The 24,303-nt window shown below is 56.9% G+C and carries 27 protein-coding genes; 13 read left to right on the plus strand and 14 right to left on the minus strand.

The features are described 5' to 3' along the window. The first annotated feature begins 1 nt into the window (after position 1). Both bioA and ABLV66_RS17605 read left to right on the plus strand, forming a co-directional pair. On the plus strand, positions 2–1,291 hold the full coding sequence (gene bioA, locus ABLV66_RS17600) for an adenosylmethionine--8-amino-7-oxononanoate transaminase (RefSeq protein WP_348876931.1): 1,290 nt from the start codon (positions 2–4) through the stop codon (positions 1,289–1,291). 70 nt (positions 1,292–1,361) lie between these two features. Then, entirely contained in the window at positions 1,362–1,838 is a 477-nt protein-coding gene (locus ABLV66_RS17605) for a kinase inhibitor (protein ID WP_015367619.1), read from the plus strand. Between the two features lie 100 nt (positions 1,839–1,938). On the opposite strand, the gene ABLV66_RS17610 is transcribed toward ABLV66_RS17605, so the two are convergent. From ABLV66_RS17610 to hutI, 6 genes are all read right to left on the minus strand, one after another. Continuing rightward, positions 1,939–3,321: an amino acid permease gene (locus ABLV66_RS17610; RefSeq protein WP_015367620.1), complete on the minus strand. Its 1,383-nt coding sequence runs from the start codon at positions 3,319–3,321 to the stop codon at positions 1,939–1,941. 99 nt (positions 3,322–3,420) lie between these two features. Beyond that, positions 3,421–4,956 carry a histidine ammonia-lyase gene (gene hutH / locus ABLV66_RS17615; protein ID WP_015367622.1) on the minus strand — a complete coding sequence of 512 codons (1,536 nt, stop codon included), beginning with the start codon at positions 4,954–4,956 and terminating at the stop codon, positions 3,421–3,423. Then, positions 4,953–6,641, minus strand: a complete 1,689-nt coding sequence (gene hutU / locus ABLV66_RS17620; protein ID WP_015367623.1) for a urocanate hydratase — start codon at positions 6,639–6,641, stop codon at positions 4,953–4,955. Before hutU ends, hutH begins: the two co-directional genes overlap by 4 nt. A gap of 142 nt (positions 6,642–6,783) precedes the next feature. Beyond that, entirely contained in the window at positions 6,784–7,509 is a 726-nt protein-coding gene (locus ABLV66_RS17625) for a histidine utilization repressor (protein WP_045395067.1), read from the minus strand. 61 nt (positions 7,510–7,570) lie between these two features. Next, positions 7,571–8,527 carry a formimidoylglutamase gene (hutG, locus tag ABLV66_RS17630; protein WP_348876932.1) on the minus strand — a complete coding sequence of 319 codons (957 nt, stop codon included), beginning with the start codon at positions 8,525–8,527 and terminating at the stop codon, positions 7,571–7,573. After that, positions 8,524–9,783 (minus strand): imidazolonepropionase, encoded by a 1,260-nt coding sequence (gene hutI, locus ABLV66_RS17635; protein WP_165430633.1) that lies wholly within the window; start codon positions 9,781–9,783, stop codon positions 8,524–8,526. The genes hutG and hutI overlap by 4 nt, the downstream gene beginning before the upstream one ends. Before the next feature lie 213 nt (positions 9,784–9,996). On the opposite strand from hutI, the gene ABLV66_RS17640 reads away from it, so the two are divergent. The 4 genes from ABLV66_RS17640 to ABLV66_RS17655 all read left to right on the plus strand — a co-directional run bounded on the left by ABLV66_RS17640 (position 9,997) and on the right by ABLV66_RS17655 (position 13,338). Further along, the gene (locus ABLV66_RS17640; RefSeq protein ID WP_045395070.1) at positions 9,997–11,280 is read left to right on the plus strand and encodes a putative acyl-CoA thioester hydrolase; all 1,284 of its coding nucleotides are present in this window, start codon (positions 9,997–9,999) and stop codon (positions 11,278–11,280) included. Positions 11,281–11,455: 175 nt separating this feature from the next. Then, positions 11,456–11,995: a tetratricopeptide repeat protein gene (locus ABLV66_RS17645; protein WP_047049178.1), complete on the plus strand. Its 540-nt coding sequence runs from the start codon at positions 11,456–11,458 to the stop codon at positions 11,993–11,995. Between the two features lie 18 nt (positions 11,996–12,013). Continuing rightward, entirely contained in the window at positions 12,014–12,547 is a 534-nt protein-coding gene (locus ABLV66_RS17650; RefSeq protein WP_045395072.1) for an RNA polymerase sigma factor, read from the plus strand. Next, complete coding sequence (locus ABLV66_RS17655) at positions 12,544–13,338, plus strand: anti-sigma factor family protein (RefSeq protein ID WP_047049182.1); 795 nt, start codon at positions 12,544–12,546, stop codon at positions 13,336–13,338. The genes ABLV66_RS17650 and ABLV66_RS17655 overlap by 4 nt, the downstream gene beginning before the upstream one ends. Here ABLV66_RS17655 and blc read toward each other — a convergent pair. Continuing rightward, on the minus strand, positions 13,335–13,868 hold the full coding sequence (gene blc / locus ABLV66_RS17660) for an outer membrane lipoprotein Blc (protein ID WP_047049185.1): 534 nt from the start codon (positions 13,866–13,868) through the stop codon (positions 13,335–13,337). The genes ABLV66_RS17655 and blc overlap by 4 nt on opposite strands. Before the next feature lie 391 nt (positions 13,869–14,259). Between blc and ABLV66_RS17665 the strand changes: the two genes are divergently transcribed. Continuing rightward, positions 14,260–14,472: a biofilm development regulator YmgB/AriR family protein gene (locus ABLV66_RS17665; protein WP_045395075.1), complete on the plus strand. Its 213-nt coding sequence runs from the start codon at positions 14,260–14,262 to the stop codon at positions 14,470–14,472. 28 nt (positions 14,473–14,500) lie between these two features. Next, the gene (locus tag ABLV66_RS17670) at positions 14,501–15,055 is read left to right on the plus strand and encodes a helix-turn-helix transcriptional regulator (RefSeq protein ID WP_045395089.1); all 555 of its coding nucleotides are present in this window, start codon (positions 14,501–14,503) and stop codon (positions 15,053–15,055) included. Positions 15,056–15,108: 53 nt separating this feature from the next. Here ABLV66_RS17670 and ABLV66_RS17675 read toward each other — a convergent pair whose 3' ends face one another. Continuing rightward, entirely contained in the window at positions 15,109–15,843 is a 735-nt protein-coding gene (locus ABLV66_RS17675; protein WP_348876933.1) for a MerR family transcriptional regulator, read from the minus strand. 156 nt (positions 15,844–15,999) lie between these two features. After that, positions 16,000–17,211 carry a diguanylate phosphodiesterase gene (locus ABLV66_RS17680; protein WP_047049188.1) on the minus strand — a complete coding sequence of 404 codons (1,212 nt, stop codon included), beginning with the start codon at positions 17,209–17,211 and terminating at the stop codon, positions 16,000–16,002. 309 nt (positions 17,212–17,520) lie between these two features. Here ABLV66_RS17680 and ycgZ point away from each other — a divergent pair, with 309 nt between their 5' ends. The 3 genes from ycgZ to ABLV66_RS17695 all read left to right on the plus strand — a co-directional run bounded on the left by ycgZ (position 17,521) and on the right by ABLV66_RS17695 (position 18,448). Further along, the gene (gene ycgZ, locus ABLV66_RS17685; protein ID WP_015367637.1) at positions 17,521–17,766 is read left to right on the plus strand and encodes a regulatory protein YcgZ; all 246 of its coding nucleotides are present in this window, start codon (positions 17,521–17,523) and stop codon (positions 17,764–17,766) included. Between the two features lie 65 nt (positions 17,767–17,831). Next, positions 17,832–18,134: a YnaE/YdfK family cold shock protein gene (locus ABLV66_RS17690; protein ID WP_045395090.1), complete on the plus strand. Its 303-nt coding sequence runs from the start codon at positions 17,832–17,834 to the stop codon at positions 18,132–18,134. Positions 18,135–18,181: 47 nt separating this feature from the next. After that, positions 18,182–18,448, plus strand: a complete 267-nt coding sequence (locus ABLV66_RS17695) for a biofilm development regulator YmgB/AriR family protein (RefSeq protein WP_045395077.1) — start codon at positions 18,182–18,184, stop codon at positions 18,446–18,448. A 62-nt stretch (positions 18,449–18,510) separates the two neighbouring features. On the opposite strand, the gene pgl is transcribed toward ABLV66_RS17695, so the two are convergent. After that, the gene (gene pgl, locus ABLV66_RS17700) at positions 18,511–19,506 is read right to left on the minus strand and encodes a 6-phosphogluconolactonase (protein WP_015367640.1); all 996 of its coding nucleotides are present in this window, start codon (positions 19,504–19,506) and stop codon (positions 18,511–18,513) included. 184 nt (positions 19,507–19,690) lie between these two features. Between pgl and ABLV66_RS17705 the strand changes: the two genes are divergently transcribed. Then, entirely contained in the window at positions 19,691–20,509 is an 819-nt protein-coding gene (locus ABLV66_RS17705; protein WP_047050327.1) for a pyridoxal phosphatase, read from the plus strand. Here the strand turns inward: ABLV66_RS17705 and modC are convergent, their stop codons facing one another. From modC to ABLV66_RS17725, 4 genes are all read right to left on the minus strand, one after another. Next, positions 20,510–21,568, minus strand: coding sequence for a molybdenum ABC transporter ATP-binding protein ModC (gene modC / locus ABLV66_RS17710; protein ID WP_045395080.1), 1,059 nt, complete (start codon positions 21,566–21,568; stop codon positions 20,510–20,512). Between the two features lie 2 nt (positions 21,569–21,570). Next, the gene (gene modB / locus ABLV66_RS17715; RefSeq protein ID WP_015367643.1) at positions 21,571–22,260 is read right to left on the minus strand and encodes a molybdate ABC transporter permease subunit; all 690 of its coding nucleotides are present in this window, start codon (positions 22,258–22,260) and stop codon (positions 21,571–21,573) included. Further along, on the minus strand, positions 22,257–23,033 hold the full coding sequence (gene modA, locus ABLV66_RS17720; RefSeq protein ID WP_045395081.1) for a molybdate ABC transporter substrate-binding protein: 777 nt from the start codon (positions 23,031–23,033) through the stop codon (positions 22,257–22,259). The genes modB and modA overlap by 4 nt, the downstream gene beginning before the upstream one ends. A gap of 128 nt (positions 23,034–23,161) precedes the next feature. Then, entirely contained in the window at positions 23,162–23,311 is a 150-nt protein-coding gene (locus ABLV66_RS17725; RefSeq protein ID WP_045395091.1) for an AcrZ family multidrug efflux pump-associated protein, read from the minus strand. 150 nt (positions 23,312–23,461) lie between these two features. Between ABLV66_RS17725 and modE the strand changes: the two genes are divergently transcribed. Then, positions 23,462–24,250, plus strand: a complete 789-nt coding sequence (gene modE / locus ABLV66_RS17730; RefSeq protein WP_348876934.1) for a molybdenum-dependent transcriptional regulator ModE — start codon at positions 23,462–23,464, stop codon at positions 24,248–24,250. Positions 24,251–24,303 lie beyond the last annotated feature (53 nt).

The raw sequence follows: 24,303 nt of genomic DNA on the forward strand, positions 1-24,303 counted from the left end.
TATGACACTGGACGATCTCGCTTTCGATCGGCGCCACATCTGGCACCCCTACACCTCTATGACTTCCCCCCTGCCGGTCTACCCGGTGGTTTCCGCCCACGGTTGCGAGCTGTCCCTCGCCGGCGGCGAACAGCTGATTGACGGCATGTCCTCCTGGTGGGCGGCGATCCACGGCTACAATCACTCGCGCCTGAATGCGGCGATGAAAGCGCAGATCGACCAGATGTCGCACGTGATGTTCGGCGGGATCACCCATCCGTCGGCGGTGGCGCTCTGTCGCCAGCTGGTGGCGATGACGCCGGAATCGCTGGAGTGCGTTTTCCTCGCCGATTCCGGTTCGGTGGCGGTAGAAGTGGCGATGAAAATGGCGCTGCAGTACTGGCAGGCTAAGGGCCAGCCGCGCCGTCGTTTCCTGACCTTCCGCAACGGCTATCACGGCGACACCTTCGGCGCGATGTCGGTCTGCGATCCGCAGAATTCAATGCACAGCCTGTGGCAGGGCTACCTACCGGATAACCTGTTTGCCCCCGCGCCGCAAAGCCGCTTCGACGGCGAGTGGGACGAGATGGATATGGTGCCGTTTGCCCGCCTGATGGCCGCGCATCGCCACGAAATCGCCGCGGTGATCCTCGAACCGGTAGTCCAGGGCGCAGGCGGGATGCGCATGTACCATCCGGAGTGGCTAAAGCGAGTGCGTAAAATGTGCGACCGGGAAGGGATTTTGCTGATCGCCGATGAGATTGCCACCGGCTTTGGCCGTACCGGCAAACTGTTCGCCTGCGAGCATGCCGGTATCTCCGCCGATATCCTTTGTCTGGGTAAAGCGCTGACCGGCGGTACCATGACCCTTTCCGCCGCCATCACCACCCGAACGGTAGCTGAAACCATCAGCGATGGCGAAGCCGGCTGCTTTATGCACGGCCCCACCTTTATGGGCAATCCGCTGGCCTGCGCGGTGGCAAGCGAAAGCCTGCGCCTGCTGGAGAGCGGCGAATGGCAACAGCAGGTAGCGGCGATTGAAGCCCAGCTGAAGGCCGAGTTGGCTCCGGCGCGCGAGTCAGAATGGGTCGCCGACGTGCGCGTACTCGGCGCGATTGGCGTGATTGAAACCCGTCATCCGGTCAACATGGCCGCTCTGCAGCGCTTTTTCGTTGAGCAAGGGGTATGGATCCGCCCGTTTGGCCGCCTGATTTATCTGATGCCACCGTACATCATCAGCCCACAACAGCTGACTCGCCTGACCCGTGCGGTCAATATGGCGGTACAAGAAGAAACATTTTTTAGCGAATAAACAGCGGAATTGCGCCGTCGGGAAAGCTACACTTCTTTGTTAATCAGCGCATTATCAATGAGGATGAAGCATGAAACTGACCAGTCACGATCTGCAAGACGGCGGCAAGCTGCCTAATCGTCACGTATTCAACGGTATGGGGTACGATGGCGATAATCTTTCGCCGCATCTGATGTGGGACGACGTTCCCGCAGGAACCAAAAGCTTTGTCGTCACCTGCTACGACCCGGATGCGCCGACCGGTTCCGGCTGGTGGCACTGGGTGGTAGCCAACCTGCCTGCCGATACCCGGGTTTTACCGCAAGGGGCCGGTTCCGGTCAGGCGGAGCTACCGGAAGAGGCCATTCAGACCCGCACCGATTTTGGTAAGGCCGGCTACGGCGGCGCCGCGCCGCCGAAGGGTGAAACCCACCGCTACATTTTTACCGTACACGCGTTGGATATCGATAAGATTGATATCGACGCCGAGGCGAGCGGCGCGATGGTCGGCTTTAATGTCCATTTCCATTCGCTCGCCAGCGCTTCCATCACCGCCCTGTTCAGTTAATTATCCCCCCGGATAGCGGCTTGCGCCTTAGCCGGGCTACTCGCTATGGTCAGTGCCATTTGTAGCCCCGGTAAGCGCAGCGCCACCGGGGAAATTGACCTTACTGTTCAGTGGCCACCTGCAACGCGGTTTTACGCACGCGCGCGTACCACACCACCGTCAGCAGCCCCAGCCACACCAGCCCGGCTAACAGCGCCACGCGCGTCTCTTCCACCATTCCCAACACGGCGATTACCAGCCCCATAAACAGTAGCGTCAACAGCGGGCCAACCGGCCAGAAGGGGATCGGGAATTCGATCTTACTGCGCTCTTCAGCCGACAAACCGCGGCGCATCGAGAAATGAGAGAGCAGGATCATCAGCCACACCCAGACGGTGGCGAACGCCGCCAGCGAGGCAATCAGGACAAATACCTGTTCCGGCATCAGATAGTTAAGCACCACCGCCACCAGCAGCGCCACGCCCATCACCACGACCGTCATCCAGGGGACGCCGTTGCTGGCGATTCGCTGGAAGCACTTCGGCGCCAGCCCCTCTTTCGACATACCGTACATCATGCGCCCGGCGCCAAAAATATCGCTGTTAATCGCCGAGATACTGGCGCTAATCACGATGATATTCAGCACGGTCGCCGCCGCCGGGATCCCGAGACCATCGAAGATCAGCACAAACGGACTGCCCTGCTCGCCAAAACTATTCCACGGGAAGATCGCCATCAGCACCGCCAGGGTGCAGACGTAAAACAGAATAATACGCAGCGGAATGGTGTTGATGGCCTGCGGGATGACCTTCTTCGGGTTCTGCGCTTCCGCCGCCGTGACGCCGATAATTTCCACGCCGCCGAAAGCGAACATCACGATGCCAAGCGAAGCGATGATCCCCTGCCAGCCATTTGGCGCAAAGCCGCCGTGGCTCCACAGATTTTCCAGCCCGGTGGCCGGGAAACTATGGCCAAAGCCAAAGAAGATGATCCCTGCGCCCGCCGCCATCATGGCGATAATCGCCACCACTTTAATCAGCGACAGCCAGAACTCCATCTCGCCGAACACCCGCACGTTGCACAGGTTCATCGCGCCAATAAAGAAGATGATGCTAAGGATCCAGATCCAGCGCGGCACATCGGGATACCACAACCCCATATAGATACCGAATGCGGTGACGTCGGCCAGCGCCACGATCACCATTTCAAAGGTGTAGGTCCAGCCGGTAATAAATCCGGCCAGCGGCCCAAGATACTGGCGAGCGTAGCTGCCGAAGGAGCCGGAAACCGGATTGCGCACCGCCATTTCACCCAACGCGCGCATCACCATAAAGACCGCCGCGCCGCCTATCAGATAGGCCAGCAGTACCGCCGGCCCCGCCGCCTTAATGGCGGAGGCCGAACCGTAGAACAGCCCGGTGCCGATAGCGGAACCGAGCGCAATAAAACGAATGTGTCGGGCATTCAGCCCGCGCAGCAGATGCGGTTTGTGTTGTTGTTGCATATACAGGTGTCCTGGTTTTTTTATATGACGACAAATATGCGATGTAGGACGGTCGGGGGGATGACATCCCCCCGACGCGGGTACAGAGAACAACGGTGATTAATTCAGGCCAGGCAATACGGCAGGCAGCAGACGCGTCAGGTGACGTGCGGCCAAAAGCTCGGTGGCATTTTCAATATCAGGAGCGAAGAAACGGTCTTGGGTATAATGCGGCACGCGTTCGCGCAGCAGATGACGCGCCTCTTCCAGCAGCGGACTGGTGGTCAGCCCTTCGCGCATATCCAGCCCCTGCGCCGCCGCCAGCCACTCGACGGCCAGCACCCCACGGGTGTTTTCCGCCATCGCCCACAGGCGACGACCGGCAGCCGGCGCCATGGAAACATGGTCTTCCTGGTTCGCGGATGTTGGCAGGCTGTCAACGCTATGCGGGTGCGACAGCGCTTTGTTTTCACTGGCCAAAGCCGCCGCCGTGACCTGAGCAATCATAAAGCCGGAGTTGACGCCGCCATTTTTGACGAGGAACGGCGGCAGCTGCGACATATGGCTGTCCATCATCAGCGCGATACGGCGCTCGGAGAGCGAGCCGATTTCCGCGATCGCCAGCGCGATATTATCCGCCGCCATCGCTACCGGTTCGGCATGGAAGTTACCGCCGGAGATGACGTCATTTTCGGCGGCAAAGACCAGCGGGTTATCGGAGACCGCGTTCGCTTCGGCTAACAACACCTCAGCCGCCTGACGAATCTGCGTCAGGCAGGCGCCCATCACCTGCGGCTGACAGCGCAGAGAGTACGGATCCTGCACCTTGGCGCAGTTATGGTGCGACTGCGAAATCGCGCTGTCATCGGTCAACAGATGGCGATAGAGCGCCGCCGCATCAATCTGGCCACGCTGGCCGCGCACCTCGTGAATACGTGCATCGAACGGTCGACGCGAACCCAGCGCCGCTTCGGTGGTTAACGCTCCGCAAACGACCGCGGAGGCGAACAGATCTTCGGCTTCGAACAGGCCGCGCAGCGCAAAAGCCGTCGACGCCTGGGTGCCGTTCAGCAGCGCCAGACCTTCTTTCGCCGCCAGGGTAATCGGCTCCAGCCCCGCCTGACGTAACGCTTCCGTCGCCGGCAGCCATTCGCCGCCGCGTACCCGCGCTTTGCCTTCGCCAAGCAGCGTCAGCGACATATGCGCCAGCGGCGCGAGGTCGCCGGAGGCGCCGACGGAACCTTTCGCCGGGATCCACGGCGTCACGCCGGCATTGACCAGGCCAATCAGCGCCTGGATCACGCTCAGGCGGATCCCGGAGAAGCCGCGGGACAGGCTGTTAATCTTCAGCACCATAATCAGGCGCGCCAGGTCATCGTCCAGCGGCTCGCCAACGCCCGCCGCATGGGATAACACCAGCGAACGCTGCAGATTCTCCAGATCTTCCGTCGAGATACGGGTCTGCGCCAGCAGGCCAAAACCGGTGTTAATACCGTAGGCGGTCCGCCCTTCGGCAAGGATGGCGTTAACGCAGGCCACGCTCTCATCGATTGCCGCAAACGCGCTGCTATCGAGGGTAATGTTCAGCGGGTGGCTGTAAACGTCGCGGAGCTGCGACAGGCTCAGTTGCCCCGGAATTAGCGTTAAAGATTTCATTTAGCGTTCCCCTGCGTTGCCGCAACCATCGGAAGATTCAGACCCTGTTCCGCCGCACATTCAATGGCGATATCGTAACCCGCATCGGCATGACGCATCACACCGGTCGCCGGGTCGTTATGCAGGACGCGAGCGATACGCGCCGCCGCTTCATCGGTACCATCACAGACGATAACCATCCCGGAGTGCTGCGAGAAGCCCATGCCTACGCCGCCGCCGTGGTGCAACGACACCCAGGTCGCGCCGCTGGCGGTGTTAAGCAGTGCGTTGAGCAGCGGCCAGTCGGATACCGCATCCGAGCCGTCGCGCATGGCTTCGGTTTCGCGGTTCGGGCTGGCGACGGAGCCGGAATCAAGGTGATCGCGGCCAATCACGATCGGCGCGGAGACTTCGCCGCTACGCACCATTTCGTTAAAGGCCAGCCCCAGCTTCTGCCGCCACTCCAGACCTACCCAGCAGATACGCGCAGGCAGTCCCTGGAAGCTGATGCGCTCGCGCGCCATATCCAGCCAGTGGTGCAGATGCTTATCATCTTTAATGATCTCTTTCACTTTCGCGTCGGTTTTGTAGATATCCTGCGGATCGCCGGACAGCGCCACCCAACGGAACGGGCCGATACCACGGCAGAACAGCGGGCGGATATACGCCGGCACGAAGCCCGGGAAATCGAAGGCGTTGCTGACGCCCATTTCCTGCGCCATCTGGCGGATGTTGTTGCCGTAGTCGAAGGTCGGTACGCCCATTTCATTAAAGGCCAGCATCGCCTGAACGTGGTCGGCCATCGAGCGTTTGGCCGCCAGAATAGTGCCCTGCGGATCGGATTCGGCTTTCTGCTGATACTCTTCCCAGCTCCAGCCTTTCGGCAGATAGCCGTGCAGCGGGTCGTGGGCGCTGGTCTGGTCGGTGACCATATCCGGGCGCACGCCGCGTTTCACCAGTTCCGGAACGATATCCGCGGCGTTGCCGCACAGCGCGATGGAGATAGCGCGGCCTTCGGCGGTATATTTTTTGATGCGCGCCAGGGCGTCATCCAGAGAAGTGGCCTGTTCATCCACGTAGCGGGTACGCAGACGGAAATCGATGCGGCTCTGCTGACATTCAATGTTCAGCGAGCAGGCGCCCGCCAGCGTCGCGGCCAGCGGCTGCGCGCCGCCCATGCCGCCCAGACCGGCGGTTAACACCCAGCGGCCTTTCAGGCTACCCTGATAGTGCTGGCGACCGGCTTCGACGAAGGTTTCGTAGGTGCCCTGTACGATGCCCTGGCTACCGATGTAGATCCAACTGCCGGCAGTCATCTGGCCGTACATCGCCAGCCCTTTGGCATCCAGTTCGTTGAAGTGTTCCCAGGTGGCCCAGTGCGGAACCAGGTTGGAGTTAGCGATCAGCACGCGCGGCGAGTTTTCATGCGTTTTAAATACGCCGACCGGTTTACCGGACTGCACCAGCAGGGTCTCATCGCTTTCCAGGTTTTTCAGCGCCTTCACGATAGCGTCATAGCATTCCCAGTTGCGCGCAGCGCGACCAATACCGCCATAGACCACCAGCTCATGCGGGTTTTCGGCGACATCGGGATCGAGGTTATTCATTAACATACGCAGCGGCGCTTCGGTCAACCAGCTCTTGGCGGTCAGCGTCGTGCCTCTCGGGGCACGTACGTCCAGCTGGCGATATTTGCTTTGCGACATCGGGGTTTCTCCTGACAATTAACGTTGTGTACGTAGATACATATACTTGTCTATACAACTCTACGCAAGCCAGGATTTAACAGAAATGATACAATTTTGTTATATTGCGTCAGCAATCACGTTTTGCTGACGCCAGGGTAAATTACGAGCTGAAATGGCCCTGCAGGCGGTAGCGCGCGCCGGGGAACAGCAGGCGAGCGTGTGAGACAATATGCGTCGTCGACCAGGTGCGGCGGCGAATAAGCAGACAGGGATCGTGCGGCATGATGCGCAGCAGCGCGCACTCTTCTGACGTCGCCTGCACCGCCTCGACGATATGTTCGCCTTCGGTTAACGGCGCGATGAGCGACAGATAATCATGCGGCGTGGTGGCGGTGTAATCCTGTAGTAGATAGTCCGGCACCACCGCGGCATTGACGCAGCGATCTTCAATTTGTACCGGGACCTCGTTTTCGAAATGCACCATCAGCGAATGGAAGATACGCGTGCCTTCGGCGACGTTGAGCGCCTCCGCCTGGATAACGTCCGCTTCGGTCTCCTCTAAAAGCAGCACCTCGCAGCGGTGCTGGTGACGGCGGGAGGCAATCTCATCGGCTATGCTGCGCACTTCAAACAGCGCCGACTGCCCTTTCGGCTCGGCGACGAAGGTACCGACTCCCTGTAGCCTCACCAGCAAGCCTTCATCCGTCAGTTCGCGCAGCGCGCGGTTGATGGTCATGCGGCTGAAGCCGAACTGGGCGACCAGTTCAGCCTCCGAGGGAATTCGGTCGTGCGGACGCCACTCGCCGCGGTGGATCTTTTCGCTGATCGCCTGCTTCACCTTTTCATAGAAAGGCGCGGGCGCGGAACGAGGTTGTTGTGCAAACATGGCCTGGCTTTCCTTATGCGTAATAAGCGGAGCGGCGAAACGAAAATAATAGCGCGGATCGCTAGCGCCACCAATGGGCGATTTGCCATGCCAGACGGGCCGCCGCGCGGGCGCCCTGTCCGTCGATGTCAAATTGCGGATTAAACTCGACCAAATCCACCGCCTGTAGCTTACCGCTGCGGCACAACGGCTCTACGATCCGCAGCAGGGTCGCCAGCGGCACGCCCAGCGCCGCTGGCGCGGAAACCGCCGGCATTTCGCGCGCCGGCAGCACGTCGAGATCGATAGTCAGATACAGACGGTCGAATTGCGCGATATTGCGCTCAAGCTCCGGCAACACGCGAGTTTCGAAGGCCTCCAGCACCTCCAGATCCTCAACGATAGCCACCTGGCGGCGCGCCGCTTCATCCCACAGCGCCTGGGTGTTCGCCGCCCGGCTCACGCCGATGCAGGTATAGTGAAAACCTCGCTGCTGCGCCTCGCACTCCAGCGCCAGCTGGCGGAACGGCGTCCCGGAGCTGGCGCATTCGGCAAAGCGTAAATCCAGATGCGCGTCGAGATTAATAATGCCCACGTTTTCGCCCGGGAAGGCATCCAGTACCCCAGCGCCGTGGCCGAAGGCCGTCTCGTGGCCGCCGCCCAGCACCAGCGTGCGTTTGCCAACGCGTTGACAGGCGGCCACCGCCTCGCGCAGCGCCTGATGCGCGGCTTCTAACTGTTCACCGTCGACGCTAATCGTGCCCATATCCACGCAGCGGTCATGGCCCTGATGGCTGGCCATATTGGCCAACGCCCGGCGTAGCGTTTCCGGACCATGTCCGGCGCCGGTACGACCTTTATTACGCCGTACGCCTTCGTCGCAGGCGAAGCCGAGCAGCGCGATATCGCCGGGCATCTCCTGCGGCGCGAAGCGTTCCGCGCGGGCGATGGTCTGGAACAGGCGCAGCGCATTGGGCGCTTCCGCGCTATCATCACGCCCCTGCCAAAGGTTGGCGGGCGTAGCTTGCCACAGCATCATTGCAGTTCTCCTCGTACCACGCGCCCCCAGAGCGGCGCGCGCCCCGGCTCATACACCATCTCGACCGGATGTTCTGCATCCCAGATAGCGAAGTTTGCGACAAAGCCCGCCGCCAGCTGACCATGACTCTCCTGTCGCCCCAGCGCCCGCGCGGCATGGCGAGTCACCCCGGCCCAGGCCTCCTCCGGCGTTAAACCAAACTTGACGCAGGCCATGTTCATCGCCAGATGCAGGCTAGCGAAGGGGCTGGTGCCCGGGTTGAAATCAGTCGCCACCGCCATCGGCACCTGGTACTTGCGCAGCAGTTCCACCGGCGGTTTGCGGGTTTCGTTAAGGAAGTAAAACGCGCCGGGGAGCAGCGCTGCCACGGTGCCGCTTTCGCGCATCGCCGCCACGCCCTCTTCCGTCAGATACTCGATATGGTCGGCGGAAAGCCCGTGATAGCGGCTCACCAGCTGAGCGCCGCCCAACGACGAGAGCTGCTCAACGTGGCCTTTTACCGGAATGCCCAGCGCCTGCGCGGCCTGAAAGACGCGCTCGGTTTGCTGTGGGCTGAAGCCGACGTTTTCACAGAAGACGTCAACGCTTTCAAACAGTCCCTCTTGCCACAGCGTCGGCAGTATGGTCTCGCAGACCAGCGAGATATAGCCATCGGCGTCGCCATGATATTCCGGCGGCGTGGCGTGGGCGGAGAGCAGCGTCGCCGACAGTTCTACGCCATTGTCGTCGGCCAGTTGTCGGGCGACCCGCAGCATTTTGCGTTCGTTTTGCAGATCGAGACCGTAGCCTGATTTAATCTCCAGCGTTGTCACCCCTTCACGCAGCAGGCGAGCAAGACGCGGCTGCGCCAGCGCCAGTAGTTCTGCTTCGCTGCTTTCGCGCGTGGCGCGCACGGTGGAGTTAATGCCGCCGCCGTTGGCGCTGATGGTTTGATACGACACGCCGTTCAGCCGCTGCTCCCACTCCTGCGCCCGGCTACCGCCAAAAATCAGGTGAGTGTGGCAGTCAATGAGGCCCGGCGTCAGTAGCCGGCCTTGGAGGTCGATACGACGCCCCGCCGGGGCATCAGCATCGTCGACGATCGCCTCAATGCGGCCGTTACGCACCAGCAGCGCATGGCGCTCCAGCAGGCCGTACGGTTGGGAATAATCAGGGTTCAGGGTGGCGAGACGCGCGTTTCGCCAGATAACGAGTTCAGAGGTGGCTTCAGTCATAGCGTTCAACTTGTCATGGGTTGTATAGACATTTATTTTCATAACGCCGGTAATGTCAATAAAAGCGCGGGTAAATGTTATTTTTTTGTGACTACAGACGTTCCACTGTCACCAGGTATTGCGTAAAGAAGTGAAGTTTTTGAACTGGCATCTTCCCGTTTCGTTCAAGTTAGTATAAAACAGCAGGTTTTAAAGGACTTATACCCTGTCGCGCACAAAGGGTATGTAACTTTGCATATTATCGCCCGGAGCAACATGAACACATATTCCGTTTCCCGCCTGGCGCTGGCGCTGGCCTTCGGCGTGACGCTGTCCGCCTGTAGCTCGACGCCTGCCGATCAAAAACCCTCAACGCAGACTGCACCGGGCAATACCGCACGGCCAATTCTTAGCGCCGATGAAGCGAAAAACTTCACTCAGGCAGCTTATTTCCAGTCGCTGACGCCGAATGCCGCCGCCTGGACGCCATCCGCGATCAGCCTGCCGGCACAGCCTGATTTCATCGTCGGCCCGGCGGGCGCCCAGGGCGTGACCCACACGACTATTCAGGCCGCGGTCGATGCGGCGATTGCCCGTCACTCCGCGCGTCGCCTGTTCATCGCCGTTATGCCGGGCGAATATGCGGGTACCGTCTATGTGCCTGCCGCGCCAGGCGCGCTGACCATTTATGGTACCGGTGAAAACCCTGCCGACGTCAAAATCAGCGAAGCGATTGATTCCGAAATGGACCGCAATAGCTGGCGTCACCTGGTCAATCCGGGCGGCAAATACATGCCGGGCAAGCCCGCGTGGTATATGTTCGACAGCTGCCAGAGCAAATCCGCCGCCACCGTGGGCGTGATGTGTTCCGCGGTCTTCTGGTCGCAGAACAATGGCCTGCAGCTGCAGAACCTGACTATCGCCAACAATCTCGGCGATAGCGTCGATGCCGGTACCCACCAGGCGGTGGCGTTGCGCAGCGATGGCGACCAGGTGCAGATCAACAAGGTCAACATTCTTGGCCGCCAGAACACCTTCTTTGTGACCAATAGCGGCGTGCAGAACCGTCTGCAGGACAACCGTCAGACCCGCACGCTGGTGACCAATAGCTATATTGAAGGCGATGTGGATATCGTTTCCGGTCGCGGCGCGGTGGTATTCGATAATACCGATTTCCGCGTCGTGAACTCGCGTACGCAGAAAGAAGCCTACGTTTTCGCGCCGGCAACGCTGAAAAGCATGACCTACGGCTTCCTGGCGACCAATAGCCGCTTCACCGCGTCCGGCGATAACGTCGCGCAGCTTGGCCGCGCGCTGGACGTCGACGGCAACAGCAATGGCCAGGTGGTGATTCGCGATAGCGTCATCAATGAAGGCTTTAATATTGCTCAACCATGGGCGGCGGCGGTCGGTTCTAACCGCGCTTTCAGCGGTAACGTTGGCGCGCAGGATGATAAAGGCAACCCGCAGCGTAACCTTAACGACAACGGCTTCAACCGCATGTGGGAATATAACAACCGCGGCGTGGGCAGCTTTGTGGTTGCCGCTCCGAAACAGTAATATTATCGGCCCGCGCTCTCCCCAGGCGCGGGTTTTTCTTGTTAACGCATACTCTCACCACAACCCCAATTAATAATTTTCGCCAATGGCGAATAAATCCTCCCGCTCGCGCGTTTACTCCTCAGAACCGACAACGCGATGCTTTATCGCGTCTCTCGCCCTCCTGGAGGTCACCATGAACGCACAAATTTCTCCCATCAGGCGCTTAGTCGTTCCGGCGCTGCTATTTTTGTTATATACCCCGGCGGCGTTGGCCATGGGCGATAACAGCCCGAGCAAACAAACCCCGGATTGCCCGAGCGGTCAGGCCTACGACAGCGTGAGCCAAAAATGCGTTCCGCAAAAAACCAGCAGCCTTAGCGATGAAGATAAAACCAATTATGCCTGGCATCTGGCGAAAAAAGGGGAATATCAGGCCGCGCTTAACCTGCTGGATACGCTGCACAACGCCAATACGCCTGAGGCGTGGAACTATCGCGGCTACGCCACACGTAAGCTCGGCAGAACCGATGAAGGAATTGGCTATTATCAGCGGGCGCTGGCGCTGAAACCGGACTACGCGAAAGCCCGCGAATACCTTGGCGAAGCATGGATGGTTAAAGGACGCCCCGATCTGGCTAAGCAGCAGCTGGCGGCGATTGCCGGCATTTGCGGCCAAAGCTGCGAAGAGTACCGCGATCTTCAGTCGGCAATAAACGGACATCCTGAATCCTGATAGTCGTGATTCGCCAGAATCAATAAGGATAAGAACATCGCTAACCGTATCGTTGATAGCCAACTGGCCGCCCATCTTCCTCGCCTGTGGCGCTACGGCCTCGTACTCTCGCACAACCGCGACGTCGCCGAGGAACTGGTGCAGGCCACCTGCCTTCGCGCGCTCGAAAAGAGCGCGCAGTTTACCCCCGGCACCCGCATCGACAGGTGGCTATTCTCCATTTTGCACTCAATCTGGATTTCAGAGCTGCGCGCCCGCCAGGTCCGCCTCGGCCAGGGGTTTGTCGAGTGTGAGGAGCTGGCCGCCCCCGAGCCGGGCGAACAGGACGATACGCGGTGGCGCTATCGGCAACTTATGCTGCGGGTTAATCAACTGCCCGAGGCGCAGCGTAATGCCGTCTTTTTGGTGTATGTCGAGGGGTTTAGTTATCAAGAAGCCGCAGAGACGCTATCGGTACCTATTGGCACCATTATGAGTCGGCTGGCCGCCGCGCGGGAAACGCTGGCCAAAACGCCGGCGATTTCCCCCCCGGCGCAGGAGAAACGCTCATGAACCCTATTCGCTTTTCCCCACCCTGGCAGGACGAGGCCATTGTCGCCTGGCTTGATGGCGAAATGTGCGCGGAGGACGCCCGCCGTTTTAGCGAAACCTTTGCCCGCGACCCGCAGCTCGCCAACCGCACCGCCACGTTGATGAATAATCATCAGCCTTATCAACATGCTTTCGCCGCCCTGCTTGATGAAGCGCCCGTGGCGCGGATGCAGGCGAAACTGGCGCCCTATCTCGCCGCGCCGGAAATTGAAGCGCAAAATCAGGCGCGCTTCAGCCGCCGCGCGCTGATCGCCGCCTCACTGGGCCTGTTGGTTATCGGTAGCGCAACAAGTTACTTCTGGCGGCCTGCGCCGCAGGAGGACGATGACGAGAATATTCGCCGTCTTGAAGCCCAGTACATGTCGCTATATAGCGCGGAAACCGTGGCCGATGTTGATAATTCACCTGAGATGCTCGACCGTGGCCTGCGTCGTTCGGCGCAGGATACAGGACTGTTGCTAGAACGACGTCAGCTCGCCTTACCTGAGGCGGAGCTGAAAATGGTCCGTATGCTGCGCTACGAAAGTACCTCGATCACGCAAATTCTCTGGCTGCATACCGGTTACGGCCCGGTCGCGCTGTGTATTTCACCCGCCGCCAGGCAAACCGCCTCGCCGCCGCAAAATGAGCAGCGTCAGGGCATGAACCTGCGCTGGTGGCACCACGGCGGCTACCAGTTTACGTTAATCGGCCGTATGCCAACGCCCGCGCTCAACGATGCGGCGCACACCCTGCGGCAGGCGATAGTTTAAGCCTTCGCCTGCCGCACCCAGACCAGTTTGTTAACCGCAAAACCGAGCTCAGCGGCCAGGGCAAGGTACTGCTGTCGGATGTGGGACGGAATATCCGGGGTGCGCGAAAGCAGCCATAAATAGTCGCGGTTTGGCCCGCTCACCAGCGCGTATTGATAATCCTCGTCGAGCGCGATCACGTTATATCCGCCATAGAAGGGACCGAAGAACGAGACTTTCAGCGCTGCCGTGGTGGAAGCGCCGGTGAAATAGGCTTTGCCTTCGCTTTCGCGCCAGCGGTTGTTTCGCGGGTCAAATCCTCGATTAAGTACGCGAATGCCGCCGTCATCACGCATGCTGTAAGTTGCCGTTACCTGCTGCAGACCTCGTTCGAAACGGTTTTCCAGGCGCGCGACTTCATACCAGCGCCCCAGATAGCGGCTGGCGTCAAAGTGGTTTATCGGTTTTACTCCGTGAGGCGGCGTGGGAGTCTTACAGGCGACTAACGCCAGCGATACCGCAACCCCGGTCAGAATTGGCCATAGTTTCATCGCATTCCCTCCTTTTTCTCTTTCCTGGCAGACAAGTATAACCCCGCGCAGAGAGCATTCGTCGTTTTTCAGAGAGATTTACCGCCTGGCCTGTACAAGAAAGAAGAAAATAAAAATCATACATATCAACAACATAAACAAAAACACATTAACCAACCGCTAATTTGTACAAATTAATTCGCAGAAATTTGTACAACTTTTCCCTGAGCGTCTATAGTTGACGGGTAGCTCGATTTTACGCGCGCGCTCGGGTCAGCACTCTGCGCCAACGCCGCGGTTATTTTGAGGTGGTTCCTGCTTTACCGTTGCCTGTCCGCAATGTTTTGGCGTAAACGATGTGCAAATCGTTTACGCCAGCGGCTTTTATTTATCGCGTGGGAGATTCAGGGTTATGCATATCAAAAATACGATCCCTGTGCAGTTTATAGCTAACTGCGCATTGCTGAAAAACATTGAAAATAGCTTATTGCAGGAAAATAAAACCGTGGATGACCTTCAATTAATTAGCGAGATTAATCAACGGTTACAAATAGAAAGTAATGAAATCCTTGCCGACCTCTACTTACAGGCGCTGGATATTCTGCGCTGTGGTGTTCATCATTAATCCGTCCATCCGCTTCGTGGAGACCAAAATGTTCAGTAAACACACGCACATTTGTTCCGAACGCTATGACCTGTGGATTGACAACCACTATCTTCTGAGCGGCATCAGCCTCATTCTGCGTACGCTGCCAGAAAGATGCTTCAGTAAAAAACATGTCTTTTTTACCAGCGACAGTTATTTTTCGGTATTACAGCATAAATACAATCGCCGGGAGACGGTTTTTGTTTTATTAACTGAAGGCAACGATCTTAATTTCCTTAGCGAACTGCCAATGTTACGCATCCCCGCCAGATCGACCCCTGCTGAATTAAAAACATTTCTCAATCAACCGACCCGATATTATAAATCGCATACTTCTCCTGGCGAACTGATACAGTTTACCGAGCGAGAAAAGAAAGTCATTCAGCTCATCAGTAATGGCGAAGCCATTGCCAGTATTGGTCGCTCGCTAAACTTGCATATTAAGACTATTTATCAAATCCGCTTGAATCTGATAAAAAAACTTGGCTGCAGCGGCAGGACAGATTTCTTTAATATCAGCCGTAGCGAAACATTTAAGTCCTGGAGTCAAATCCATCTGTAAGCGCGCGCGGCGTGAGCAAACAGAAACCTGCCTCACTTAAAAGGCAGGTTTTTTTATTCGTTACCGTGGAAGTGAATACTGAAACCCTGTTCCTGCCAGTGGCCCAGCAGCTCCAGTTGCAGCGGCGAAGCGGGGCGCCCGGTCCAGACGAAGATATGTTGCCCAGGAAACAGCTCCGGGCGAGGAGATTCTAACGGTTCCGCCAGCACGTTGACGTGCCAGCCACGCTGAGAAAGGCGCCAGGCTTCCAGCCATAGGTCGGTGCGGTCTTCATTCCCCCACCCCACCAGCAGCGTCTCCTTACCATTTTTTTTACGCGATTCCGCTAAAAACAGCGCCACGCAATCAATCAATATGCCATCCAACATGCTACTAATGACCATTGAGGTATTTTGATCGAGTTTCAGCCGCTGGCGCACCGGCGCGAACAGGCTATCAAGCAGGGTGTCGACGGGATGCTGATGGCTTAATGCGGTGATTTTGGCGCGGATTTTTGCCGGCTGCATATAGCGCAGGATACTCATCATCTCTTCCTGCAACTGTGCGGATTCGTCACGGGCGGCAGGTAGCTGGCCTTCAAGCAGCGCCTTCACTTTGCCCACTGAAACACCACGCTCTATCCAGCGCTTAATTTCTTCGATTCGCTGAATATCTTCTTCACCAAACTGACGGTGCCCGCCTTCGCTACGCTGCGGTTTCAGCAAACCATAACGCCGCTGCCAGGCTCGAAGGGTGACCGGATTGATTCCGCAACGCTCGGCTACTTCACCGATACTGTAAAAAGCCATAAGCCGCCTTTTCTCAACCTGATACTTTAGCGCCTAAACTAACGAATTTAGGCATACTGTACAACTCTCTTTTCTTGTACAGATAAAGATATCAGGTTGTAGCTCACAGCTTGCGGGAAAAAGGATGAAAGTGCGTTTACGCTATCTCAGAGTGGATCATATTTTCCCCGGCCAGGCGATAGCCGGCAGGCCACCCAGTCGCGGACTGGCAAACAGATTTCCCTGAAAATGAGAAATACCCGCCGCCTCCAGCCACATCCACTCCTCCGCCTGCTCAACGCCAACCACCGATACGGAAATTTCCAGCGAGTGACAGCATTTAATAATCGCCTGCACGATAGCCTGACGCGGCCCGTCACGATGGATATTGCGGATCAGCTGCTGATCAATTTTAATTCGATCCGGTTGATAGTGCGCCAGCAGCGATAGCCCGGCAAAACCGGCGCCAAAGTGATCGATAGCGACGCGAATTCCCGCCCCCTTCAATTTGCGTACGGCATCGGTAAACTCATCCATTCGCGAGATCACTTCACGCTCGGTGAATTCAACAATAATCTGTTCCGGGATCAGATCGTTGCGCTGAATTTCCGTTAGCAGAAATGGCACCGCATCCGCCACTTTCACCAGCGTCATCGGCAGCAGGTTGATGGTCAGCGTACGTTCACGCAGGCCTAATTTACCGGCAATGGCCAACGCAACCCGTTTACATTGCAAATCCGCGACGTAAACCTCATCGCTGGACAAACCGGCAAAATAGGCCGCAGGCGGCTCTCCGTCAACGGTGCGTAGCAGCGCTTCCCAGGAGACTATTTCACAGGCAAAAGGGTCAACCACCGGCTGAAAAGCAAAACAACATGATTCAGCGCGGTCGATACAGGGCGCAGCCGGGTAAAACGAGCTCTCATCAGCAGTAAAATCCCAGCTATCAGCTGACGGAATTTCATAATAATTCTCTTTTTCCGTCGCTTCGACAAAGGTACGGAAAAAATGTAGCGCCCGGTCGTCGTAAGTCAGCTGATATTTTGTCGTCCCCTTATCCAGCACGTTCTGTAATACCGCGTCGCGATCGTGTTCCCTTAAATCAAACAGCTCCATGCCGACCTTACCAAAGCGGCGAGACGGCGCGTAATCGCACAGAAGCTCCACCAGATTGTAATGACGCGGGTCCGCGCAAATATGCCGATAGATTTGCTGTACGTTTTCTTCCGGTCCCTCAATGAGTTGGAAGAAATGCGTACCGTTAAAAAGTAAAATACCGGTGACATCCGCCTGACCATTTCTCTCGTTAGCCGCAGCAACCATCGACTCGAGCGATTTGAATGAGACATCGTCGCAGATATGGCTGCGATAAATGATGGTGGTGAGCATAGCGATTCCAGATGAGAGGTATAAGCATTCACAGTAGCAGTTACTGTTCGATACGTCTTGCGAAACAAGTATTTATATTAACAAAAATTGAACACACAACGCCGCCAGGCCGTATAATCTTGTACAAACTGTCACGCTTAGAATCCTCATCGCAATTTTACACAAAATAAAAAAACAACAAATTTATCGTTAGTTTTCAACAAACTATACTCCAATCACAATTTATTGCGCAACACGCTATGTACAAGTTAAAGATTATTGTATAAGTTTACTCACAGTTAACAGATGAGTGAAATTAAAGGAGCGCATATGCAGCAGAATGGTTACATTCCAGATACAGCGAACGCGATAGCCCAGTATTTCAACAAAGCATCGTTACCTTCCCAGCAGGAGACGCTGGGCGAAATCGTGATGGACATACTCACCGAAGGGCGGCATTTAAACCGCAAAGCGCTCTGCACCAAGTTACTGAGCCGTCTTGACGTCGCACGAGCTCCGGAAGAAGAAAATCATTATCAAACGTTGATTGGCCTGCTGTTTGAGCGTCAGGAGTAAACGCTGACTGTCGGCCTGCACCTGACCTGGCTTACAGGAACAACGAGGCATGCAGAGGGACGATGATGAAAAGCAGTCAATCAGAACGGGTTAGCGATGAGATTATTGGCGAGGCGGTTTTATCCCTTCTTAAAACAAACCGGCCAATTAATATTCCGACGCTGCTAGTCAAACTTCGGTTAATGCAGGCAGCGGAAACGAACCACCAGCGAAGGAATGCAATTATTGCCGTTATTGATGAAATTAGCGTCAGACTCACGACGCGCGGCAATCACGCTCCGGTCATTAAAAAGATTAACGGCCAGTGGGAAAACAGAGCCGTTGTTGTGGATGGTAACGTCGAACCGACGGGTAAAAAAATACACTGATCCCCAATCAAGTTTAATAAACAAGTGAGAATATGATGAGACAGACTATGCATCAGCAATCAGATATTTACGCAGGACTGCAGGATAGAGCGCTCTCAGAATATTTCCGCGCCGCCGGAGATAAATTAGTCGATGAATCTGCGGTAATGTCGCTGGCAATCGACAGCATCCTCAGCTCAGATGGGCATCTGAGCAATAAGGCGCTTATTTTATGGTTGATCAATGCCCTGGAAACCACCGATAACGTGGTCACCGCGGATGTGATTCGCAAGACGCTGGAAATTGTCGTCGGCTATACGATGGATGATATTTAAGCCTGTCAGTCCGAATAAAAAAACCTCGCGGCGCGAGGTTTTTTTATTCCATCAGTAGCACATTAATGCGCGTTAACCACTACCCACATCGGTCCCTGACCAACGGCATAACGCCCTTTCTCTTTTAACAGCCCCTGCTCGCCGGCAATTTCATATACTGCGATATGATGCGATTTCTGCCCGGCGGCAATCAAATACTTACCGCTGTGATCGAGATTAAAGCCGCGCGGCTGCGCTTCGGTCGGCTGGTAGCCTTCAATAGACAGTACGCTACCGTCTTCAGAAACGCTGAAGATGGTGATAATGCTGGCGGTACGATCGCAGGCATAAAGATGACGGCCATCCGGCGTAATATGAATATCCGCAGCCCAGCGCACGCCGGTGAAATCTGGCGGCATCATATCCAGCGTCTGCACGCACTCAATTTTCCCGTGCGGATCTTTAAGCTCCCACACGTCAACGGAGCTGTTCAGTTCATTCACACAGTAGCCATACTGCTGGTTCGGATGGAACACCATATGCCGCGGACCGGCGCCTTCAACGGTAGTGACTTCCGCCGGCTCCTGTGCGGCCAGATAGCCGTCGTCGCTCAGGTTAAACAGGCAAATACGATCCTGCTTCAGCGCCGGTACCCATAGCGTGCGGTTGTCCGGCGAAATATTGGCCGAGTGACAGCCTTCCAGCCCCTCGACGACGGTGACCGTTTCGCCCGGCAGGCCGTCAATCAATGGCGTCACGCTCACGCAACCCTGATTGTAGGAAGCGCTAAAAACAAAACGGCCCTGATGGTCGGTGGAGATATGCGTCGGGCTCCCCGGCAGCGCAGCTTCACCGGCGAAAGTCAGCGCGCCATTATCTGGCGCAATGCGGTAAGCCAGGACGCGAAACTCCGGACGAACGCCGACATAGAGATACTCTTTGTTCGGACTTACCACCATCGGCTGCACCTGGCCCGGGGCATCAACAACCTGAACCAATGTCAGATTTCCCTCAGCATTGAGGCTCCAGACGTGAATCTGATGGCTCTCCGGGCTGGCGGTATATACGGTTTGTTTCATGACTACTCCTTTCCTCACTGCTCGTGAAACTGCTCGTGGACATCGTTATACATTTCATCCGGCGCGCGACGCAACGATGAATGGTATAGACGTTTTTAACGGTAGATGCTGAAAAATTTGCCCCTGAGACGAAGCCGTGTACCATCATGGCAGACAACTTTTCATCATTTACCGGAACCAACACATGACCTCACGCGTGATCGCCCTCGATTTAGACGGCACCCTACTGACCTCGAAAAAAACGATTCTTCCGGCGTCGCTCGATGCGCTGGCTCGCGCCCGGGAGGCTGGATATCAGGTGATCGTCGTAACCGGCCGACATCACGTCGCTATCCATCCTTTTTATCAGGCACTGGCTCTCGATACACCTGCAATTTGTTGTAATGGTACCTATTTGTATGATTATCATGCAAAAAAGGTTCTCGAGTCCGATCCGATGCCGGTGGATAAAGCCCTCAGCCTGACCAACATGCTCGCCGAACACGATATTCACGGTCTGATGTACGTCGATAACGCCATGCTTTATGAACGTCCGACCGGCCACGTGATCCGCACCACTAACTGGGCGCAGTCGTTGCCGGTTGAACAACGCCCGGTTTTCACCCAGGTGAATTCTCTGGCGCAGGCGGCGCGTGAAGTACAAGCGGTATGGAAATTCGCCCTTACCGACGAAAATATCCCGAAACTGCAGGCCTTCGCGCAGACCGTCGGCCAGAAACTGGGCCTGGAATGCGAATGGTCGTGGCACGATCAGGTTGATATCGCCCGCGCCGGCAATAGTAAAGGCAAACGCCTGGCACAGTGGGTCGCCGCGCAAGGATTATCCATGCAGGACGTCATCGCTTTTGGCGATAACTACAACGACCTCAGCATGCTGGAAGCCGCCGGGACCGGCGTGGCGATGGGTAACGCGGTTGAGGAAGTAAAAGCGCGGGCCAAGGTGGTGATCGGCGAAAACGAAACCACCAGCATTGCCGACTTTATCAATCGTAACTTGCTGTAATCAGGCCGCGATCGACACGCTCTTAATTTGCGCATACAGCCACTGGCCTGGGCTGACACCCAGGTCATCCCGCGCCCACGGGCTAATTCGCGCCCATAGCGTTTTGCCGCTGACCGTAAGCTGTACCTCAATCTGACCGTTGGTTTCCACGCAGCCAACAACCTGTGCGCGCAGAATATTCCGGATACTGGTCTGTCGCGGATGCTCCAGCACCAGCGACACATCCGACGCCTGAATACGAATACGCGCCGCTTCGCCCGGCTCCCGCGCCAGTTGATTAACCCATAGTTGCTGATCGCCCAGCGCCAGCGCGGTCATCGCATATTGCGGATGCTGCGCGATGACCGAGACGTTAAGAATTGTGCTCTGCTGCTCCTGCGGCAGCCAAGGATGCATCACGCTGCTGCTCCAGACCGTTTCGAGATCGCCAAACGCCTTCACTTTCCCCGCCTCCAGCACCAGCACGTTATCGGCCAGGTGCTGAATTTCATCCAGCGAGTGGCTGACATATAGCATCGGGATGTGGATCTCGCGCGCCAGTCTCTGTAAATAGGGGAGTAATTCGCGCTTGCGCGGAATATCCAGCGAGGCCAGCGGCTCATCCAGCAGCAGCAATTCCGGCGCGGTCAACAGGGCGCGGCCAATCGCCACCCGCTGTTTTTCCCCGCCGGACAAACTACCGGGCAGTCGTTCAAGCAGGTGCTCAATGCCCAACAACGCCACCAGCTTATCAAATTGCGCGGCCATGCTTTTGGCCATCCCATATTTCAGGTTGCCGCGCACTTTGTAGTGCGGAAACAGCCGCGCGTCCTGAAACACGTAGCCGATGCGCCGCTTCTCCGGCGCCAGGCAGATACGCTGTCGCGCGTCATTGAGTACCCGACCATTGAGCACAATGCGCCCCTGCTGCGGCTGCGTCAGCCCGCCGATCGCATTAATCAGCGAGGTTTTGCCCGCGCCCGAGACGCCGAAAATTGCGGTAATGCCGCTGGCGGGCAGGGTTTCATGTACTTCAAGACAGTGGTTGCCCAGCGTCTGGCTAAAATCGAGCTCCAGCATAGTTATTTTCCCATCCGCTTACGGCTAAGGCGCGCCAGCCATTCGGAGACCAGCAGCGATACCAGCGCCAGGACAATAGAGATGATGCACAACCGCGCGGCGGCGCCTTCGCTGCCTGGCGTTTGAATCAGGGTATACATCGCGGAAGGAATGGTGCGCGTTTCGCCAGGAATGTTTGAGACAAAGGTGATCGTCGCGCCAAACTCCCCCAGCGAACGGGCGAAAGCCAGCACCGTACCGACAATAATGCCCGGCAGAGTCAACGGCAGCGTGATGGTGAAAAATACCCGCCAGCGATTAGCCCCGAGGGTGCGCGCCGCCTGTTCAAGCTTTACGTCCACCCCTTCAAGGGCGAGGCGAATCGCCCGCACCATCAGCGGGAATGACATCACCGCCGCCGCCAGTACCGCCCCCCGCCAGCTGAAGGCGAAAGTCAGACCAAACCAGTCGTATAACCAACTGCCAATAAAGCCGCGCCGCCCCATGGAAATCAGCAGCAGATAGCCGACCACCACCGGCGGCAGCACCAGCGGTAGATGTATAATACTATCGAGTAACGCTTTGCCGGGAAAATGGCGGCGCACCAGCAGCCAGGCAAAAAAGATCCCAAAAGGTAAGCTGCAAACCACCGCCAGGGATGAAACTTTCAGGCTCAGCAGTACCGCCTGCCATTCGGGATCGCTTAAAATCATTGCTGTGTGGTGAATCCGTAACGTTTAAAGATAGCCGAGGCTTCCGGGCCTTTGAGGTAGTCGTAAAACGCGGTTACGGTAGCATTTTTATGCCCATCAACGATAGCCAGCGGATACTCGACTTTTTTGTGCGAATCCTCCGGGAAGGTGCCCACCACTTTAACCCCCTTGCTGGCGACGGCATCAGAGCCGTAGACGATGCCCAGCGGCGCTTCGTTGCGCTCCACCAGCGCCAGCGCGCCGCGCACGTCTTCTGCCGGCGCGAGCTTCGGCGACAACGTCTCCCAGGCCCCCAGTTTCTGCAGCGCTTCTTTCGCGTAGATCCCCGCCGGCACGTGATCCGGATCGCCGACCGCCAGACGCCCGCCTTGCAGCAGGCTGACCCAGTCGGTTTTATCATTAATGGCGATATCGCCGCGATCGCTGGCTTTCGGCGCCACCACCACCAGGCTATTGCCCAGCAGCGTGGTGCGGGAAGCCGTATCGATTGATTTTTTGTCTACGGCATAGTCCATCCATTTCTGATCCGCAGAAATAAATAGATCGGCAGGCGCGCCGGCTTCAATCTGGCGCGCCAGCGTGGAGGAAGAGGCAAAGGAAGAAACCACCTCGACATGACGCTCTTTTTTATACGCCTGGGCGATATCCTGCATAGCGTTAGTTAACGACGCCGCGGCAAAAACGGTTATTTTGCCGTCCTGCGCCAGCGCATGACCAGAAACGCAGAGCGTTAATACCGCCCCGGTAAGTAAACGCGACCATTGACCTGCCATTGGAAACTCCTGTTTATTCGTTATGTAATGAATAATATAACGACTATGGTGAGAATTTCACAGCGCCAATTAGGGGTAATCAGGATGGGGACAAAAGAAAACGCCCGGCGGGCCGGGCGTTGGGGAAATCAGTGGTTTTGCTGGCTGCTGTCTTTATGACCGGCGCCGGAGAAAAGGTTGAACACTTCACCGAGACCGTAAATCAGACCGAGGATGACCGCCATCACCACAGGTACCATGACGACAGCAAATACCAGACTTTTCAACAGCTCTAACATGGTTGGCTCCAGATAGTACGAATATTTCATTGTAACCATTTTGGCCGGAAAAACACGCCCCATTTGTGCGGTGCCTCGCCGCCGCGGCAGATGGCTGTTGCAAGATAGGCGCTATCGTTCACAATACGCTTTTTACGTCAGGAATTGATTATGCAGGCCGAAATCCTTCTTACGCTTAAACTTCAGCAGCGCCTGTTCGCCGATCCCCGCCGGATCGCCCTACTCAAGCAGATTGATCGGACTGGCTCAATTAGCCAGGGGGCGAAGAACGCCGGTATCAGCTATAAAAGCGCATGGGATGCGATCAACGAAATGAACCAGCTCAGCGAGCAGTCGCTGGTCGACCGCGCCACCGGCGGTAAAGGCGGCGGCGGCGCGGTGCTGACCCGCTATGGCCAGCGGTTGATTCAGTTGTACGATCTGTTGGCGCAGATTCAACAAAAAGCCTTCGACGTACTAAGCGACGATGACGCCCTGCCCCTCGACAGTTTGCTGGCGGCGATTTCCCGCTTCTCGTTACAAACCAGCGCCCGCAACCAGTGGTTCGGCACCATCACCGGTCGCGACCACCAGCAGGTACAGCAACATGTCGACGTGCTGCTGGCGGACGGCCAAACCCGTTTTAAAGTCGCCATTACCGCACAAAGCGCCGACCGTCTCGGGCTCGATGAAGGCCAGGAAGTGCTGGTGTTGCTGAAAGCGCCGTGGGTCGGCATCACGCTGGATCACGCCGTGGCGCAGCAGGCGGACAACCAGCTTACCGGGCGCATTAGCCGCATTGAACGCGGCACCGATCGGTGTGAAGTCATCATGGCGTTGCCGGATGGGCAAAACCTGTGCGCCACGCTGTCAACGGCGCAAATTGACGGTTTGCAGGAGGGCGCGCAGGCGATCGCTTACTTCAATGCCGATCGCATCATTCTGGCCACCTTATGCTAATGGCATTGACTTTATTGCCGTGAAGACGTATCCCTGAAGTACAACGCTGCAAA

The sequence above is a fragment of the Klebsiella sp. CN_Kp073 genome, assembly GCF_040065495.2.
GTDB lineage: Bacteria > Pseudomonadota > Gammaproteobacteria > Enterobacterales > Enterobacteriaceae > Klebsiella > Klebsiella aerogenes.